13 protein-coding genes and 2 pseudogenes are annotated in these 14,471 nt (G+C 74.6%); 5 read left to right on the top strand and 10 right to left on the bottom strand.

What is annotated here, in order from left to right; translation table 11 throughout:
* Positions 1 to 144 precede the first annotated feature (144 nt).
* Positions 145 to 1,194: an NAD(P)-dependent alcohol dehydrogenase gene (locus A6Q81_RS12405; RefSeq protein ID WP_067860208.1), complete on the top strand. Its 1,050-nt coding sequence runs from the start codon at positions 145 to 147 to the stop codon at positions 1,192 to 1,194.
* The gene (locus A6Q81_RS12400; RefSeq protein WP_286690644.1) at positions 1,191 to 1,787 is read left to right on the top strand and encodes a flavin reductase family protein; all 597 of its coding nucleotides are present in this window, start codon (positions 1,191 to 1,193) and stop codon (positions 1,785 to 1,787) included. Before A6Q81_RS12405 ends, A6Q81_RS12400 begins: the two co-directional genes overlap by 4 nt.
* A 56-nt stretch (positions 1,788 to 1,843) precedes the next feature.
* Here A6Q81_RS12400 and A6Q81_RS12395 read toward each other — a convergent pair whose 3' ends face one another.
* Positions 1,844 to 2,992, bottom strand: a complete 1,149-nt coding sequence (locus tag A6Q81_RS12395; RefSeq protein WP_286690643.1) for a zinc-binding dehydrogenase — start codon at positions 2,990 to 2,992, stop codon at positions 1,844 to 1,846.
* A 150-nt stretch (positions 2,993 to 3,142) separates the two neighbouring features.
* Here A6Q81_RS12395 and A6Q81_RS12390 point away from each other — a divergent pair, with 150 nt between their 5' ends.
* Together A6Q81_RS12390 and A6Q81_RS12385 are read left to right on the top strand one after the other, a co-directional pair.
* On the top strand, positions 3,143 to 4,657 hold the full coding sequence (locus A6Q81_RS12390; RefSeq protein ID WP_286690642.1) for a cobyric acid synthase: 1,515 nt from the start codon (positions 3,143 to 3,145) through the stop codon (positions 4,655 to 4,657).
* Positions 4,654 to 5,385, top strand: coding sequence for a cobalt-precorrin-6A reductase (locus tag A6Q81_RS12385; protein ID WP_286690641.1), 732 nt, complete (start codon positions 4,654 to 4,656; stop codon positions 5,383 to 5,385). Before A6Q81_RS12390 ends, A6Q81_RS12385 begins: the two co-directional genes overlap by 4 nt.
* On the opposite strand, the gene A6Q81_RS12380 is transcribed toward A6Q81_RS12385, so the two are convergent.
* From A6Q81_RS12380 to panB, 9 genes and pseudogenes are all read right to left on the bottom strand, one after another.
* On the bottom strand, positions 5,339 to 6,292 hold the full coding sequence (locus tag A6Q81_RS12380) for a cobalamin biosynthesis protein (RefSeq protein ID WP_286690640.1): 954 nt from the start codon (positions 6,290 to 6,292) through the stop codon (positions 5,339 to 5,341). The two genes, A6Q81_RS12385 and A6Q81_RS12380, sit on opposite strands and share 47 nt — an antisense overlap.
* Positions 6,289 to 7,044 carry an adenosylcobinamide-GDP ribazoletransferase gene (locus A6Q81_RS12375; protein ID WP_286690639.1) on the bottom strand — a complete coding sequence of 252 codons (756 nt, stop codon included), beginning with the start codon at positions 7,042 to 7,044 and terminating at the stop codon, positions 6,289 to 6,291. Before A6Q81_RS12375 ends, A6Q81_RS12380 begins: the two co-directional genes overlap by 4 nt.
* Positions 7,041 to 7,472 carry a histidine phosphatase family protein gene (locus A6Q81_RS12370; protein ID WP_067860220.1) on the bottom strand — a complete coding sequence of 144 codons (432 nt, stop codon included), beginning with the start codon at positions 7,470 to 7,472 and terminating at the stop codon, positions 7,041 to 7,043. The genes A6Q81_RS12375 and A6Q81_RS12370 overlap by 4 nt, the downstream gene beginning before the upstream one ends.
* The gene (gene cobA / locus A6Q81_RS12365; RefSeq protein WP_353681420.1) at positions 7,469 to 8,248 is read right to left on the bottom strand and encodes a uroporphyrinogen-III C-methyltransferase; all 780 of its coding nucleotides are present in this window, start codon (positions 8,246 to 8,248) and stop codon (positions 7,469 to 7,471) included. The genes A6Q81_RS12370 and cobA overlap by 4 nt, the downstream gene beginning before the upstream one ends.
* A 9-nt stretch (positions 8,249 to 8,257) precedes the next feature.
* Positions 8,258 to 8,431, bottom strand: a pseudogene (locus A6Q81_RS17290) (hypothetical protein); the annotation flags it as partial.
* Positions 8,432 to 8,445: 14 nt separating this feature from the next.
* Positions 8,446 to 11,007: a bifunctional hydrogenobyrinic acid a,c-diamide synthase/histidinol phosphate aminotransferase CobBC gene (cobBC, locus tag A6Q81_RS12360; RefSeq protein WP_286690637.1), complete on the bottom strand. Its 2,562-nt coding sequence runs from the start codon at positions 11,005 to 11,007 to the stop codon at positions 8,446 to 8,448.
* Positions 11,008 to 11,014: 7 nt separating this feature from the next.
* The gene (cobO, locus tag A6Q81_RS12355; protein ID WP_067860224.1) at positions 11,015 to 11,629 is read right to left on the bottom strand and encodes a cob(I)yrinic acid a,c-diamide adenosyltransferase; all 615 of its coding nucleotides are present in this window, start codon (positions 11,627 to 11,629) and stop codon (positions 11,015 to 11,017) included.
* Positions 11,629 to 12,465, bottom strand: coding sequence for a vWA domain-containing protein (locus A6Q81_RS12350; RefSeq protein ID WP_286690636.1), 837 nt, complete (start codon positions 12,463 to 12,465; stop codon positions 11,629 to 11,631). The genes cobO and A6Q81_RS12350 overlap by 1 nt, the downstream gene beginning before the upstream one ends.
* Positions 12,466 to 12,733: 268 nt before the next feature.
* Positions 12,734 to 13,585 carry a 3-methyl-2-oxobutanoate hydroxymethyltransferase gene (gene panB / locus A6Q81_RS12345; RefSeq protein WP_286690635.1) on the bottom strand — a complete coding sequence of 284 codons (852 nt, stop codon included), beginning with the start codon at positions 13,583 to 13,585 and terminating at the stop codon, positions 12,734 to 12,736.
* A gap of 126 nt (positions 13,586 to 13,711) precedes the next feature.
* On the opposite strand from panB, the pseudogene A6Q81_RS12340 reads away from it, so the two are divergent.
* A pseudogene (locus A6Q81_RS12340) lies at positions 13,712 to 14,471 on the top strand (hypothetical protein); the annotation flags it as partial.

The following is a 14,471-nucleotide window of genomic DNA, read 5'->3' as shown; positions in this document are numbered from 1 at the left end:
GCCCAGAGTGGTCTCGATACACCTCCCCTCGCTAGCGCTCGTGGAGGCACTCGACCAGCGGCACGTTCCGCTGGGCGAGGAATCCGGCCGTGATGCTGGTCGCTCGCGCTGCGGGGGTCGGGGGGCGTGCCTACCGTGGACGACATGACTACCACCGTCTCCGCCCTGTCCGTCCCCGACGCCGGCAAGCCGTTCGAGACCGTCGACCTCGAGCGACGTGACCTGAAGCCGAACGACGTGCGCATCAAGATCAAGTACGCCGGGATCTGCCACTCCGACATCCACCAGGCGCGCGACGAGTGGGGCGCCGGGATCTTCCCGATGACGCCCGGTCACGAGATCATCGGCTCGGTCGAGGAGGTCGGGTCCGACGTCACCACGCACGCCGTCGGCGACACGGTGGGCGTCGGCTGCTTCGTCGACTCCTGCCTGGAGTGCGACGCCTGCAAGGACGGCGAGGAGCAGTTCTGCGACCAGGGCGTCGTGCAGACCTACTCCGCCAAGACCTACGACGGCGAGGTGACCTACGGCGGCTACAGCGAGCAGGTCGTCGTCCGCGACCACTTCGCGGTGAAGGTGCCCGACGGCGTCGACCTCGCCGGCACGACGCCGCTGCTGTGCGCCGGCATCACGACGTACGCCCCGCTGGTGCGCCACGGCGTCACCGAGGGCTCGCGCGTCGGCGTCATCGGCATGGGCGGGCTCGGCCACGTGGCCGTCAAGATCGCTGCCGCGCTCGGCGCGAAGGTCACCGTGCTGAGCCGCACCGACGCCAAGAAGGAGGACGGCCTCGCGTTCGGCGCGTCGGAGTACGTCGCCACCGAGGAGAAGGGTGCGCTGAAGAAGCTGCGCGGCTCCTTCGACATCATCCTCAACACCGTCGGCGCCTCCGTGCCGCTCGATGAGTACCTCGGCCTGCTCGACCGTGGCGGCCGGATGATCAACCTCGGCGCCCCGAGCGACGCGCTCGAGGTCGGCGCGTTCTCGCTGCTCACCATGCGTCGCGCGGTCGAGGGCTCGATGGTCGGCGGTCTGCCGCAGACGCAGGAGATGCTCGACTTCTGCGCCGAGCACGACATCACCGCCACCGTCGAGGTCATCTCGGCCGACCAGGTCGACGAGTACTACGACAAGGTCGTCGACGGCGACGTCCGCTACCGCGCCGTCATCGACGTCGCCACCCTCGCGCCGTGAGCCTGCGCACCAGGCTCGTCGTGGGCGACGAGGGGGTCGAGCCGTACCGGCTGATGACCGCCCTCGTCGTCCCCCGACCCATCGCCTGGATCAGCACGGTCGACGCGCAGGGCCGGGGCAACCTGGCACCGCACTCGTTCTTCACGGTCGCGTGCGCGAACCCGCCGATCCTCTCGTTCACGTCGGTGGGCGAGAAGGACACGCTGCGCAACGTGCGCGAGACCGGCGAGCTGGTCGTGAACCTGGCGACGCAGCCGCTCACCGACGCCGTCAACGGGTCGAGCGCGCCGTACGAGCACGGCGTCGACGAGGCCGAGGCACTGGGGCTGGCCACCGAGCCGAGCGAGCTGGTCGCGCCGCGGCGCGTCGTCGACTCCCCCGCGTCGATCGAGTGCCGGCTGCACTCGACCACGGAGCTCGGCGACTCCACCCTCGTGCTCGCCGAGGTGCTGCTGTTCAGCGTCGCCGACCACGTGCTCGTCGACGGCCACCCCGAGTTCGACCGGCTGGCTCCGATGACCCGGCTCGGCAAGGAGGAGTGGGCGCCGCCCAGCGTCCCGTTCACGCTCCCCCGCCCCACCGACGCGCCCTGACGACTGCGGTCCCACGATTCCCATGCCGCCCTGGGAATCGTGGGGCCGCAGCGCTGTCAGCGGCTCGGGTCGACCAGGATCTTGGCGTGCTGCTCGGGGTCGGCGAGCCAGGCGAACGCGTCGGCGACCTCGTCGAGGCCCACGGTGCCGGTGAGCAGCGGCGAGGGGTCGACCGTGCCGTCGGCGATCATCTGCAGCGTGGCGTGGAACTCGGCCGGGTCGTAGCAGAATGCGAAGCGCAGCTCGACCTCCTTGTTGATCGCCATCGAGGGGCGGAACGTGTCGGGCTCCATGCACACCCCGACCACGACGATGCGCGACTGCAGCGGAGCTGCGGTGACGACCTGCTCGATGATGCCGGGCACGCCCACGCACTCGAAGACGACCGGGCCGGTCGGGAGCGCGCCCAGCTTCTCGGCCGCCTGGAACACCCGTGGCCACGGCAGGAACGGGACGGCCCGCAGCCGCTTCATGGTGCTCATCCCGAGCTGCATGAGGTCGGGCGCGGTCGTCAGGTAGCGCGAGTCGTCGGCGAAGCGGTCCCACGGGGACTCGACCGCCGGGTCGACGACGACGTCGGCGCCGCACCGCTCGGCCAGCGCGCGTCGGCCTGGGGAGTAGTCGCTGGCCACCACGGTCCGCACGCCGTGCGCCTTCAGCATGAGGACGACGGCGAGGCCGATCGGTCCGCAGCCGACGACGACGGCGACGTCCTTGCGGCCCACCCGACCCTTGCGCACGGCGTGCCAGGCGACGGCGAGCGGCTCGGTGGTGGCGGCGTGCTCGACGTCGACGCCGTCGGGCACCTCGAACGTGACCGCCTCCGAGACGACCATCAGCTCGGCGTAGCCGCCGGGCGCGTGCGGCGACAGGCCGGTCATGTGCAGCCCGTCGTCGGTCTCGAGCAGCGGCATCGACACGACGCGGGTGCCCGGCTTCCACCGACCGCGCGTGCGCGGACCGTAGGACACGACCTCGCCGACGAATTCGTGGCCGAGGACGACGCGCGAGCCGGACCGCATGAAGTGGTCGTAGCCGACCTCGGCAGCCATGTCGGCGGTGGCGTCGCTGTGCACGCGGGCGTGCAGGTCGGACCCGCAGATGCCGGTGCGCAGCACCCTCAGGAGCACCTGGCCGGGGCCGGGCACGGGATCGGGCAGCTCGGTCACCTGGAGGTCCTGCTCGTGGCAGACGACGGCACGCATGGGGACAGTCTGCGGCCCGCGCCGTCCACTCACCATGGTTCTCCCTCGCTCACCTGCGGATGATCCCGATGGGGAGCGGAGGGAACCATGGTGAGCTGCTGGTTCCCATCAGTTGATGGGAACCAGCGGGCACCGCCTACGCTGGCCCCGATGCGCACACCTGGGCTGCTGGTCGCCGGCACCACCTCCGACGCCGGCAAGAGCGTGGTCACCACGGGGATCTGCCGGGCGTTCGCGCGCCGCGGCCTCCGGGTCGCGCCCTACAAGGCGCAGAACATGTCGAACAACTCGATGGTCGTCCCGCTGGGGCACGACGCCGACGCCGGCTTCGGTGAGATCGGCCGGGCCCAGTGGGTGCAGGCGCTCGCGGCCCGCGCCACCCCGGAGGTGGCGATGAACCCGGTGCTCCTGAAGCCGGGCAGCGACCGGCGCAGCCATGCCGTGGTCATGGGTCGGCCCGGCGGGGTCGTGGACGCGACGGACTTCGTCGAGGGGCGGCGCCACCTCGCGCAGGCGGCCCACGCGGCGTTCGACGACCTGGCCGCGCGGCACGACGTGGTCGTGGCCGAGGGTGCCGGTTCGCCGACCGAGATCAACCTGCGCGCGTCGGACTACGTGAACCTCGGGCTCGCGCAGCACGCGCGGATGCCGGTGGTCGTGGTGGGCGACATCGACCGCGGCGGGCTGTTCGCCGCGCTGCACGGAACGGTGGCCCTGCTCGACGCGGCCGACCAGGCGCTCGTGGCGGGGTTCGTGGTCAACAAGTTCCGCGGGGAGGTCTCGCTGCTGGAGCCGGGCCTCGGCCGGCTGACGGAGCTCACCGGTCGGCCGTTCCTGGGGGTGCTCCCGTGGGACCCGACGCTGTGGCTCGACTCCGAGGACGCGCTCGACCTGGAGGGGAGGCGCTCCGGCACCGCGGGGGCCCTGCGGGTCGCGGTGGTGCGACTGCCCCGGATCAGCAACTTCACCGACGTCGACGCCCTCGGCGTGGAGCCCGGGGTCGACGTGGTGTTCGTGTCCGACCCGCGCGACGTCGCCGACGCCGACCTGGTGGTGCTGCCGGGCACCCGGGCCACCATCGACGACCTGGCGTGGCTGCGGTCCCGGGGCCTGGACCGCGCCGTCGTCGCGCACGCGCGGGCCGGGCGCCCGGTGCTGGGGATCTGCGGCGGGTTCCAGATGCTCGGCCGGCAGGTGCACGACCCTGACGCGGTCGAGGCGTCGACGCCGCGCAGCGTCGAGGGTCTCGGGCTGCTCGACGTCGAGACGACGTTCGGCACGGAGAAGGTGCTCCGGCTCCCCGTCGGCGAGGCGCTGGGCGCGACGACGTCGGGCTACGAGATCCACCACGGCCGGATCACGCGGGGTGCCGACGAGGAGTTCCTGGCCGGCGCGCGACGCGGCGCGGTGATGGGCACGATGTGGCACGGCAGCCTCGAGGGCGACGCGTTCCGGCACGCGTTCCTCGCGGAGGTGGCGGCTGCCGCGGGCACGACCCTGCCCGACTCCGACGTGTCCTTCGGGGCGCTGCGCGAGGCACGGCTCGACCGGCTGGGCGACCTCGTGGAGGAGCACCTCGACGTCGACGCGCTCTGGACGCTCGCCCGCGACGGCGCACCCGCCGACCTGCCGCTGCTGCCCCCGGGAGCGGGGAGCGTCGCATGATGCTGCTGCTGGGCGGCACGGCCGAGGCCCGTGCGCTCGCGCGCTCGCTCGAGGGGCTGCGGTTCACGTCGTCGCTGGCCGGTCGCGTCGCCCGGCCGCGGATGCCTGTGGGCGAGACCCGCATCGGCGGCTTCGGCGGCGTCGACGGCCTGCGGGCCTACCTGCGCGACGAGGGCGTGAGCGCGGTGGTCGACGCGACGCACCCGTTCGCGGCGGGCATCTCGCGCAACGCCGCGCTGGCCTGCGCGGCCGAGGGCGTGCCGCTGCTGCGGCTCGAGCGTCCGGGCTGGGCGACCCGACCGGACGCCGACGGCTGGCACTGGGTCGACTCGCACGAGGAGGCCGCCGCGGCGACCGCGAGGCTGGGGCGCCGGCCGTTCCTGAGCATCGGGCGGCAGGGGCTCGCCCCGTTCGTCGAGCCGCTGCGCGACGTGCCCGCGCTGGTGCGGGTGGTCGACGAGCCCGAGGTGCCGCTGCCGCCGGCCTGGACGCTGCTGCAGAGCCGCGGGCCCTACGACCTCGCGTCGGAGCGCTCGCTGCTCGCGGAGCACGACGTCGACGTGGTCGTGACGAAGGACTCCGGCGGTGAGCACACCGTGGCGAAGCTCGACGTGGCCGCGGAGCGCGGTGCCGCCGTGGTGGTCGTGCGTCGGCCGGCTCCGCCCGAGGGCGTCGAGACGGTCAGCGACGTCGACGACGCAGCAGCCTGGGCACGAGCACGCAGCTGAGCAGCGCCCCGACGTCGACCAGCAGCGCGAGCCGCGTGGCGCGGGCGACGTCGGCGGGTGCGACGGCGCGTCCGTCGCCCAGCGTGTGCCGGTCCTCGGTGCGGCCGAAGTAGACGTTGACGCCGCCCAGCTGCACGCCGAGGGCCCCCGCGAACGCCGCCTCGACGGGGCCCGCGTTGGGGCTGGGGTGGTGCCGGGCGTCGCGCGCCCAGGCGCGGACGGCTGCCGCGGGGCTGCCGCCGACGAGCGGCGCGGCGCTGGCGGCGAGCGCGGCGGACAACCGGGCGGGCACGAGGTTGAGCAGGTCGTCGAGGCGGGCGGCGGCCCACCCGAACCGCTCGAGACGCGGCGTGCGGTGCCCGACCATGGCGTCGAGCGTGTTCGCGGCGCGGTAGGCGAGCAGGCCCGGCACGCCGGCGACGGCGCCGGCCACGAGCGGTGCGACGACCGCGTCGGAGGTGTTCTCGGCCACCGACTCGACGGTGGCGCGTGCGACGCCGCCGGCGTCGAGGACGCTGGGGTCGCGGCCGACGAGGTGCGTGACGCGCCGGCGGGCGGCCGGCAGGTCGTCGGCGACGAGGTGGTCGTGCACGGCGAGCGCCTCGCGCTCCAGGGAGCGGCCGCCGAGCACGGCCCAGGTGCAGCCGGCCACCACGAGCGTCTCGGTCAGCGGCCCGCGACGCCTCGCCGTGGCCTGCGCGACGACGCCCGCCAGCGCGCTGCCGCCGACGAGCAGGCCGACGTGGACGACGCCCGCGGGTCGTCGGTCGGCGTAGGTGCGACGTTCGAGGGCGGCTGCCGCGCGACCGAACCCGGCGACCGGGTGGAGTCGTTGCGGGTCGCCGAGGAGACGGTCGGCGGCGAAGCCCAGGACGAGTCCGGCGGCCCTCGCGCTCGGTGCCGTCACGACAGCACCACCAGGACCGCCGCGAGCGTCAGCTCCACCCCGGCACCGAGCACGTCGCCGGTGACCCCGCCGAGCCGGCGCCGGGCCCGCAGCAGGAGCAGCGCCAGGACGACCACGGCGACGCCGGCGGCGACGAGGGTGCGCCACCACGGCACGTCGACGAGCAGGCCGCTGCCCACGAGCAGAGCGGTCCAGACCAGGAGGGCGGCCACGGCGGCGACCACCGGCACGGTGCCCGCGACCGTGGCGCCGAGCCTGGAGCCCTCGCCGGCCGGCACCGACCGGGCGCAGGCGAGCGCGAGGGTCCCCCGCGACAGCAGCACGGCCGCGCCGACGACGAGGGCCGCGTCGGAGGCGGCGAGCGCCGCGACGCCCGCGGCCTGCAGCCCGAGCACGAGCACGAGGGCCGCGGCCCCGGCCGGCCCGACGTCGCCGGAGCGCATGACGGCGAGCGTGCGCTCGCGCTCGTACGACGACGTGAGGCCGTCGGCGGTGTCGGCGAGGCCGTCGAGGTGGAACGCGCGGGTGCCGAGCGCGAGCAGCGCGACGACGAGCAGGCCCGTCACGAGCGGTGCGAGACCGGCGGCGTCGGCGACCAGCACGAGCAGGGTGGCCGCCACGGCGAGCGGGAGCACGGCCAACGGCGCGAGCAGCATGGCCCGCCCGGCGACGTCGCGGTCGACGGTGCGCGGTGGCCGCACCGGCCACGCGCTGAGCGTGCCGACGGCGAGCCGCCAGGCGTCGAGGGTCACGACACCGTCACCCGGACCTCGGCGTTCGCGGGCAGGCTCGGCGCCGACCCCGTCAGGAGGGCGTGGGCGTAGGCGATGAGGTCGCCGTGGCTGACGACGACGGTGCTGTCGAGCGGCGGCCGGGCGAGGAAGGTCCTGATCCGCCCCAGGACGTCCTCGACCGTCTCGTCGAGGCCGCGCTCGACGAGCAGCGGGTCCTCCACGACGTCGAGCCCCAGGTGCGCGGCGACGAGGTCGGCGCTCTCGCGGGCCCGGACCAGCGGCGAGCACACCACGGCGGTCACGCCCGACTGCGTCAGCGTCTCGGCGGCGGCGACGACCTGGGCGCGGCCCCGGTCGGTGAGCGGCGGGTGTGCCGTCCGACCCTGCTCGCGGCCGGCGACGTTCCAGGTGGACTCGCCGTGACGCATCCAGAACAGGCGGATCACGACAGGACGTCCACGACGTGCCCCACCACGGTGACGGCCGGTGCGCCGATGCCGCTCTCGGCCACGACGTCGGCGATGGTGGCCACGGTCCCGTCGACGCGACGCTGGCTCGGCAGTCCCGCGTCGGCCACGACCGCGGCGGGGGTGCGGGGGTCGAGACCACCCTGCACGAGCGCCTCCGCGATCGCCGGCAGCGTGCGCACCCCCATGAGCACGACGAGGGTCGTGCCGGTGGAGGCGAGCGCCTTCCAGTCGACGGTGCAGTCGGGGTGGCCGGGCGGCACGTGGCCCGAGACCACCGTGAACCCCTGCGTGGTGCCGCGGTGGGTCACGGGGATGCCGGCGAGGGCCGGCGCCGAGACCGAGGACGTGACGCCCGGCAGGACGCGCACGGGCACGCCGGCGGCGGCGCAGGCCAGCGCCTCCTCGCCACCACGGCCGAACACGAACGGGTCGCCGCCCTTGAGCCGGACGACGCGACGGCCCGCCAAGGCGTGCTCGACCAGCAGGTCGTTGATGGTCTCCTGCGGCGTGGAGCGGCCTCCGGGCACCTTGGCGACGTCGATGACGAGCGCGTCGGCACGGACGGCGTCGAGCGCCGCCAGGGGCACGAGCCGGTCGGTGACCACGACGTCGGCCTGGGCGAGCGCGCGCTGGCCGCCGACCGTCATGAGGTCGGGGTCGCCCGGGCCGGCGCCGACGAGCACGACCTCGCCCGGCTGCGGACCAGGGACAAACGTGGGTCCGGCGGCGGGGGCGCCCTCGCCGTCGGGCAGCCGGACCACCACGTCGGACTCGAGCACGTCGTCGAGGACGAGGGCGCGGGCGTGCCAGGACACCAGACCCCGGTCGGCGAGGTCCTCGAGGGTGGCGACGAGCTCCTCGGCCACCACCGTGACGGTGTGGCCCTGCGCGAGGTGCGCGGAGACGGCCGCCGCGGCGCGCAGGCCACCGCCCACGACGAGCACACGACTCACGGGCGTGCCTCCTGCAGGGCGATCTCGAGGGCCGCGAGGAAGCGTCGGGCGACGTCGGGCGCGCGGACGGCGACGCGCACCCAGCGGTCGTCGAGACCGGGGAACGTGTCGGCGCGGCGCACGGCCCAGCCGGCGGAGCGCAGCGCCCCGTGCACGCCCGTGCCGACCTCGGCCAGCACGAACGGCGCGGCGGACGGCAGGTGCCGCACGCCGAGGGCGTCGAGGCCGTCGGTGAGCACGGCGCGGTGCTGGGCGACCTGCGAGGCACGGCGGGCGGCCTCCGCGCGGGCGTCGTCGGAGGTGCAGGCGACGATCGCGGCGGTGGCGTGCGACGACACCGACCACGGGGGCTGCTGGGCGCGCAGGTCGGCGACCAGGTCGGCGTCGCCCAGGGCGTAGCCGGCGCGGACGCCCGGGATGCTCCAGAGCTTCGTCAGGCTGCGCAGCACGAGCACGCCCGGCAGGCGTGCGTCGGCGAGCGAGGCCGACTCCCCGGGCACGGCGTCCATGAACGCCTCGTCGACCACCACGACGCGTCCCGGACGGACGAGCGCACGCAGCGCCCACGCCGGGTGCAGCACGCCGGTCGGGTTGGTCGGGTTGCCGACGACCACGAGGTCAGCGGTGTCGGGGACGGCGTCGGGCTCGAGGGCGAAGTCGTGCCCCAGGAGCACGTGGCGCGGCTCGTGCCCGGCCTGGCGCAGGGCCACGTCGGGCTCGGTGAACTGCGGGTGCACGACGACCGGGTGCTGCCAGGGTCGGGCCCGTGCGAGCAGCGTGAAGGCCTCGGCGGCGCCGGCGGTGGCCAGCACCTCCTCGACGGGTCGGGTGTGCCGGTGCGCCACGGCCGCCTCGGCCTCCCGCGCGTCGGGGTAGCGACCGACGTGCTCGAGCGCGCCACGCAGCGCGTCGTCGAGCCACGGGGGTCGGGGGCCGTCGTGCACGTTGACGGCGAGGTCGACGAGGCCGTCCGTGGCCTCCACGTCGCCGTGGTGGCGGAGGGGGTCGGCGGCACGACTCTTCGCTGGTCGAGTAGCGGCGCCGTGAGGTACGAACGGGCGCCGCGTATCGAGACCACTCTCGACGGATCCGTGGACGTCCACGTGCACGGATGCGTTGCCGAGTGGTCTCGATACGTCCGTTCGAGCTCGCTGGCGCTCGCCGTCCGGACTACTCGACCAGCGAGTCACGGCTGCGGCGAAGCGGGCGGCCATGCGGGGGTGGCCGGCCCAGTGGGTGTGCAGGTAGGAGGCGTGCAGCGTCGGGCTCGCGAACCCCGCCGGACCGTGCGCGCTCGTCCAGGCGACGGAGAGCCCCGAGGCCGCGTCGTCCGGGCCGAGGTGGGCGGGGGTCACGTGGGTGCGGTGGAACTCGTGACCGGTCACCCGGCCCCCGGCCGGCGCGAGCAGGTGCTCCTCGGGCGCGACGGCGGTGCGGTAGCCGAGCGTGAGCCGCGGGGTCATGGCGGCGTCCGCCGGCAGCGCGCCGACCATCGGGGCGCCGTCGAGCGTGCGGCACAGGTACAGCAGACCGGCGCACTCCGCGACGGTCGGCACGCCCGCGGCGACGGCGTCGGCGATGGCGTGCCGCAGCGGCTCGTTGGCCGAGATGGTGGCGGCGTGCACCTCGGGGAAGCCGCCGCCGAGGTACAGGCCCGACGTGCCCTCGGGCAGCGCCTCGTCGTGCAGCGGGTCGAAGACCCGCACGTCGCAGCCGAGCGCGTCGAGCAGCTCGGCCGTCTCGGCGTACCGGAACGTGAACGACCGGCCGCCGGCCACCGCGACGACCCGACGCTGCGACGGCACGACGGTCGTGTGCGGTGCGGTCTCGGCGACCGGGTCCCACGCCTCCCCGGTGAGCGGCGGCGCGGACTGCGCGATGCGCACGACCTCGTCCAGGTCGACGGCCTTGGCCACCCGCGCGGCGAGCCGGTCGAGCGCGGCCACGGCGTCGTCGCGCTCCTCGGCCGGCACGAGCCCGAGGTGGCGCGACGGTGCCACGACGCCGTCGTCGCGGTGCACGATGCCGAGCACCAACACGCCCGTGCCCTCGAGCGCGCGGACGACCTCGTCGGCGTGGCGGGTGGAGCCGACCTTGTTGAGGATGACGCCGGCCACCCGCACCGACGTGTCGAACGTGACCATGCCGTGCACGAGCGCGGCGATGGAGCGCGACGCCGACGACACGTCGACCACGAGCACCACGGGGCTGTGCGTGGCGCGGGCGACGTGGGCGGTCGAGGCGTAGCCGTCGGTGCCGAGCATGCCGTCGTGCAGGCCCATCACGCCCTCGACGACCGCGAGGTCGGAGCCGGCGGCACCGTGCAGCAGCAACGGCAGCAGCCGCTCCTCCCCCGCGAGGTGCGGATCGAGGTTGCGGCCGGGCAGGCCCGTGGCCAGCTCGTGGTAGCCGGGGTCGATGTAGTCGGGGCCGACCTTGTGGCCCGAGACGCGGTGGCCCGACCGCGACAGCGCGGCCATGAGGCCGGTCGCGATGGTCGTCTTCCCGTGGCCCGACGCCGGCGCGGCGACCACCAGGCGGGGCAGGTGCGTGCTCACTGGATGCTCACCACTCGATGCCTCGCTGACCTTTCTGGCCGACGTCCATGGGGTGCTTGACCTTCGTCATCTCGGTGACGAGGTCGGCGACCTCCAGGAGCCGGGGGGCGGCGTCGCGGCCGGTGATCACCACGTGCTGGCGGCCGGGGCGCGACGCGAGCGTGTCGGCGACGTCGTCGACGTCGACCCAGCCCCACTTCATCGGGTAGGTGAACTCGTCGAGCACGTACAGGTCGTGCGTCTCGGTGGCGAGGCGGCGCTTGATCTCGGCCCAGCCCTCGGCGGCGGCGACGGCGTGGTCGTCGTCGGTGCCCGACTTGCGCGACCACGACCAGCCCGAGCCCATCTTGTGCCACTCGACGGGCCCGCCGAGGCCCTCGGTCTCGTGCAGGCGGCCCAGGTGCTCCAGCACGCTCTGCTCGCCGACGCGCCACTTGGCGGACTTCACGAACTGGAACACGCCGACCTTCCAGCCCTGGTTCCAGGCGCGCATGGCGAGGCCGAACGCGGCGGTCGACTTCCCCTTGCCGGGCCCGGTGTGGACCATGACGAGCGGACGGTTGCGACGCTGGCGGGTGGTGAGGCCGTCGTCGGGGACGACCAGCGGCTGGCCCTGGGGCATCAGGCCACCTCCCCGCTCACCTGGGCGGACCGGACGACGGACGTCAGCGAGTCGGCGCTGACCTCGCCGAGCGGCAGGTGCTGGGCGCCGAGCCGGTCGGCGAGCACGGCGGCGAGGCCGAGGCGGAACCCGCCGGTCTCGCAGTCGACGACGACGGAGGCCACGCGGGTGGCGCGCACGTGGTCGGCGGCCCGGTGGGCGCGGGCGAGGGCGTCGGGCCCCGACGTCGCGCGGCCGTCGGTGACGACGACGAGGAGCGGTCGGCGCAGCGGGTCGCGGATGGCCTCGAGACGCAGGGCGTCGGCAGCCGTGGCCAAGCCCTCGGCGAGCGGCGTGCGGCCTCCGGCGGGCAGCTCCTCGAGCCGACGCGCAGCGACGTCGACCGACGACGTCGGCGGGAGGTCGAGCGAGGCGGACGCACCGCGGAAGGTCACGAGGCCCACCTTGTCGCGACGCTGGTACGCGTCGAGCAGCAGCGACAGCACGGCGGTCTTGACCTGCTCCATGCGACGGCGTGCGGCCATCGACCCGGAGGCGTCGACGCACAGCAGCACGAGGTTGGACTCGCGTCCCTCGCGCACGGCCACGCGCAGGTCGGTGGGACGCAGCAGCACCCGGCCGCCGTCGGCCCGTCCGCGGGCGTGCTGGTGGGGGGCCGCGGCGCGCACGGTCTCGACGTCGAGCCCCGGCACGGCCCGGCCGCCCTCGGGCCGGCTGCCGGCCGTCGCGTCGCTCGTGCCCGGCTCGGAGGCCGTGGAGCACGCCGCGCCGGTCAGGGCCAGCGGTGCGAGCAGCGCAGCGAGGGGGAGCAGGAGCGGTCGGCGGGAGGGCCACATGCCGTCCACGGTAGGTCTGTTACCGAAACGTGGTGCTCACCTGACCGAGGCGTGCACCGAGCGTGGGCAGGTCGTAGCGGAGGTGCGCGTAGCGTTCAGATCACTGGACAGCGACACCGAGATGCACCACCGCAACACAGACGACGGGCCGGATGTGGGGACACCGGCCCGGCGAAACGGGGGGCAACGATGAGGCCGTCCGCCGCGCATGGGGGCGCCGGCGGACGGCCTCTCGTCGTTGTCGCGGGTGTGACCTGGAAGGTGTGCCCTAGAACGTGTGCTCCGGACCGGGGAACGTCCCGGCCTTCACGTCGTCGGCGTACGCGCGGGCGCCGTCGAGGAGCACCTGGTGGACGTCGGCGTACTGCTTGACGAAGCGCGCCATCTTGCCGGTGCGCAGGCCGAAGGCGTCCTGCCAGACCAGCACCTGGCCGTCGCAGCCGTTGCCGGCGCCGATGCCGATGGTCGGGATGGTCAGCTCGCGGCTGATCTCGCCGGCGACGTCGCCGGGGACCATCTCCATGACGACGGCGAAGGCGCCGGCCGCCTCGACCGCCTTGGCGTCGCGCTTGACCCGCTCGGCGGTCTCGCCGCGGCCCTGGACGCGGTAGCCGCCCAGCGCGTGCTCGGACTGCGGGGTGAAGCCGATGTGGGCCATCACCGGGATGCCGCCCTGGGTGAGCTTCTCGATGACCGGCACCATCTCGGCGCCGCCCTCGAGCTTCACGCAGTGGGCGCCGGCCTCCTTCATGAAGCGCACGGCGGTGAGGTACGCCTGCTCCGGCGAGGCCTGGTAGGAGCCGAACGGCAGGTCGCCCACCACCATCGCGCGGGTCGCCGCACGGGCCACGGCGCGGGTCAGCGGCAGCAGCTCGTCGACGGTGATCGGCAGGGACGTCTCGTTGCCGAGCACGTTGTTGGAGGCGGAGTCGCCCACGAGCAGCAGGTCGATGCCGGCCTCGTCGAAGGTCGCGGCGGTGAACATGTCGTACGCCGTGAGCATGGTGATCTTCTCGCCACGCTCCTTCATCTCCCGGAGGTGATGGGTGCGGATGCGCTTGCGGGGGGCTGCCGGGGCGGCGGCCCCCGCGCCGTAGGGCGCGGTCTCTTCGTTGCTCATCGTCGAGCTCCTCGGTGTGACATCTCGAGGCTCCCTTGCTGGAGTCCCCGGACTGCCATCCAGGCTAGGCCCGCAGGTCGCTCTCGGCACCTGTGGTGGTGGTCACGTGTCAGACTTGACGGACGGATGGGCGAGGACGGCGCCGACGACGTACGGGTGAGGGCGGGGGCTGATGGGGGAGCGCTCACGGCGGCGCCGCGCTGCCCGCGACATGGAGCGCCGGATGGCCGAGCTCGACCGGCTGGACCGGGAGCACGGCCTGGGCACGATGCCGATGTCGACGAACCGCCGTCCCCGGCGCGCGCCGCAGCCAAGGACGGCGACCGCGACGCCGGCTTCACCCGGGAGGACGACGCCCTGCACGCGCTGTCGCAGACCCCGGAGCTGCTCGCCGCGGCCAAGGACGGCGACCGCGACGCCGGCTTCGCCCGCGAGGACGACGCCCTGCACGCGCTGTCGCAGACCCCCGAGCTGCTGGCCAGCCTCTACTCCTTCGACCTGGTGCAGAAGCGCGCCAAGCGCCCCGCCGGCGCGCCGGACAACTACGACGAGCTGGTCGACACCGGGCTCGCCCGCACCGGAGCCGCCACCGGACTGGTCTTCGAACGTGTCGGGCTCACCGACGCGCGCGACATCATCGTCGGCCCATTCGCGCGCCGGCGCCCGGTCCTGATCACCTGGGCCCTTCCCGACGAGGTCCCCGAGCTCGCCGGTGACGTCGCCGGCATCGGCGGCAGCGTCGCCGCCGGTCCTCCTGGTCGCCTGCGTTACGTGACGGGCCGGATCGTGCTGGACCAGGAGGTCTTCGCCGACTTCGGTGCCCGGGAGACCCGCTTCGCCCAGGCCATCGTCGACCACGAGCTCGCGCACGTCGTCGGGCTGGGGC

Source organism: Aeromicrobium sp. REDSEA-S38_B2 (genome assembly GCF_001628525.1).
GTDB lineage: Bacteria > Actinomycetota > Actinomycetes > Propionibacteriales > Nocardioidaceae > Aeromicrobium > Aeromicrobium erythreum.
This window is presented reverse-complemented; position numbering and strand designations above follow the sequence as displayed.

What these genes read in the sequence shown, in the direction of transcription:
- A6Q81_RS12405 (WP_067860208.1), top strand. Translation starts at nt 145, where the DNA reads ATGACTACCACCGTCTCCGCCCTGTCCGTCCCCGACGCCGGCAAGCCG.
- A6Q81_RS12395 (WP_286690643.1), bottom strand. Translation starts at nt 2,992, where the DNA reads ATGCGTGCCGTCGTCTGCCACGAGCAGGACCTCCAGGTGACCGAGCTG.
- A6Q81_RS12390 (WP_286690642.1), top strand. Translation starts at nt 3,143, where the DNA reads ATGCGCACACCTGGGCTGCTGGTCGCCGGCACCACCTCCGACGCCGGC.
- A6Q81_RS12385 (WP_286690641.1), top strand. Translation starts at nt 4,654, where the DNA reads ATGATGCTGCTGCTGGGCGGCACGGCCGAGGCCCGTGCGCTCGCGCGC.
- cobO (WP_067860224.1), bottom strand. Translation starts at nt 11,629, where the DNA reads ATGCCCCAGGGCCAGCCGCTGGTCGTCCCCGACGACGGCCTCACCACC.
- A6Q81_RS12350 (WP_286690636.1), bottom strand. Translation starts at nt 12,465, where the DNA reads ATGTGGCCCTCCCGCCGACCGCTCCTGCTCCCCCTCGCTGCGCTGCTC.
- panB (WP_286690635.1), bottom strand. Translation starts at nt 13,585, where the DNA reads ATGAGCAACGAAGAGACCGCGCCCTACGGCGCGGGGGCCGCCGCCCCG.